1 protein-coding gene is annotated in these 2,769 nt (G+C 41.4%); it reads left to right on the top strand.

The window, feature by feature from the left end; translation table 11 throughout:
• Positions 1–137: 137 nt before the first annotated feature.
• Positions 138–2,769, top strand: a 2,632-nt coding sequence (gene topA / locus H5072_RS16160; protein ID WP_182694102.1) for a type I DNA topoisomerase, incomplete at its 3' end; no start/stop codon positions are given.

A 2,769-nucleotide genomic window follows, 5' to 3' on the forward strand; every position in this document is an offset into this window, starting at 1 on the left:
GTTCGTTTATTCAGTAAATACTGAAAAGTTTGTATTAAAAGCTTGTAACAACTAGTGTTTGTAGATATACCTATAAATATTCGCGCCGCTTATGTCGGCAAAACACATTTTTAATATTTGGTTAGAAATAGGCAACTATGGGCAAATCGCTAGTAATTGTAGAGTCACCTGCTAAGGCTAAAACAATTAATAAATATTTAGGTAATGACTTCATCGTAAAGTCCAGTATTGGGCATGTACGTGATTTACCTACTTCAGGTTCGAGCAAAGCTAAAGTGCCGGCAACTAAAACGCCAGCAGAAGTTCGCAAAATGGAACCTGAAGAGAAAGCAGCGTATAAAAAGCAACGAGATTATACTAACCTGGTCGCGCGTATGGGTATTGATCCTGAGCAAGGTTGGGAGCCGCATTATGAAATCCTGCCAGGTAAAGAGAAGGTTGTTCAAGAATTACAAAAGCTGGCTGAAAATGCAGATCAAATATACCTCGCAACGGATTTGGATAGAGAAGGGGAAGCAATTGCTTGGCACCTTCAAGAAATCATTGGCGGCGAACCTGAAAAGTATAAGCGCGTAGTTTTTAACGAGATTACCAAAAACGCAATACAGCAAGCTTTCGAAACACCAGGTGAGCTTAATACTGACATGGTTTACGCTCAGCAAACACGACGCTTTTTAGACCGTGTTGTAGGCTTTATGGTTTCTCCTTTGTTGTGGGCAAAAGTTGCACGTGGTCTATCTGCAGGACGAGTTCAGTCTGTTGCGGTACGCTTATTAGTTGAGCGTGAACGTGAAATTAAGGCATTTATCCCTGAAGAGTTTTGGGATATTCACGCTGATGTTAAGAATACTGAGTCTGAGTTACGCTTAGAAGTAACCAAACAAGCAGGAAAGGCATTTAAGCCTGTAAATGAAGCTCAGGCTAGCGCAGCTGTTAAAAGCCTTGAGAATGCAGAATACAAAGTAATTAGCGTTGAAGAAAAACCAAGTAAAAGTCGCCCAAGTGCGCCATTAATTACTTCAACCATGCAACAAGCGGCAAGTACACGCCTAGGTTATGGCGTTAAAAAGACTATGATGCTCGCTCAGCGTTTGTATGAAGGCGGTTATATTACTTATATGCGTACCGATTCAACCAATCTTTCAAAAGATGCGGTTGAAATGTGTCGTGAGTATGTAACGAACGAGTTTGGTGCTAAATATTTACCAAAAGATCCAATTAACTATAGCTCTAAAGGCAATGCACAAGAAGCGCATGAGGCAATTCGTCCTTCAAGCGTTACAGTGTTGTCTGGTCATATCGAAGGCGTAGATGCCGATGCTAAAAAGCTGTATGAGCTAATTTGGCGTCAGTTTGTAGCGTGTCAAATGGTACCTGCTGAATACGACTTAACAACACTGACTGTTGCAGCTAACGATTTCCAGCTCAAAGCAAAAGGCCGCGTGCTTCGCTTTGATGGTTGGACAAAAGTACAACCTGCGGTGCGTAAAAAGAACGAAGAAGATCAATCACTGCCAGCTGTTAAAGAAGGTGAAATACTTACTTTAATAGAACTTGATCCTAAGCAGCATTTTACTAAGCCGCCAGCTCGCTTTAGTGAAGCTAGTTTAGTAAAAGAGCTTGAAAAGCGTGGTATTGGTCGTCCATCTACTTATGCGTCGATTATATCAACAATTCAAGATCGTGGTTATGTACGTGTAGAAAATCGCCGTTTCTTTGCTGAAAAAATGGGTGAAATTGTTACTGACCGCTTAGTTGAAAACTTCACTGATTTAATGAACTTTGATTTTACAGCTAAAATGGAAGGTCGTTTAGATGACATTGCTGAAGGCGAGCGTGTATGGACTCAAGTTTTAGATAAGTTTTATGCTGATTTTTCAACGCAACTAACTGTCGCTAAAGACGAGCCAGAGAATGGTGGCATGCGTCTTAATGAGATGGTTGAAACCGATATAGAATGTCCTACATGTAGCCGCAAAATGGGCATACGTACGGCTTCAACCGGTGTTTTCTTAGGGTGTACTGGTTACAGCCTTCCGCCAAAAGAGCGTTGTACTACAACAATGAACTTAGTGTCTGGCGATGAAGCGGTTGCTGCTGATGTCGAAGACGTAGAAACCGAAAAATTAATGCAGATGAAGCGTTGTCCTATTTGTGAAACTGCAATGGACTCATACCTAATTGACGAAACCCGTAAACTACATGTGTGTGGTAATAACCCAGCATGTAAAGGGCATATAGTTGAAGAAGGTACCTTTAAAATTAAAGGCTACGACGGACCAATTATCGAATGTGATAAGTGCGGTTCTGACATGGAGCTTAAATCGGGTCGCTTTGGTAAGTACTTTGGTTGCAATAACGACGAGTGTAAGAACACACGTAAGTTACTTAAAAATGGTGAGGCTGCTCCACCAAAAGAAGATCCTGTTCACATTACTGAATTAGAGTGTGAGAAGTCAGATGCGTATTTTGTTTTGCGTGATGGCGCTGCGGGTATATTTTTAGCCGCAAATACTTTTCCTAAGTCACGTGAAACACGTGCACCTAAGGTTGAAGAACTAAAACGCTTTAGAGACCGCATTTCGCCTAAGTTTTATTATTTAGCAGATGCACCAGCTAAAGATCCTGATGGTAATCTTGCTGTTGTACGCTATAGCCGTAAAAATAAATCTCAGTATGTTATGACTGAAGTTGACGGTAAAGCTACCGGCTGGACTGCTCATTATGAGGCAGGTAAATGGACAGAAGAAGCGAAGAAAAAAGCAGCGC

Source organism: Pseudoalteromonas sp. SR45-5 (genome assembly GCF_014163565.1).
GTDB classification, from domain to species: Bacteria; Pseudomonadota; Gammaproteobacteria; order Enterobacterales; family Alteromonadaceae; genus Pseudoalteromonas; species Pseudoalteromonas distincta.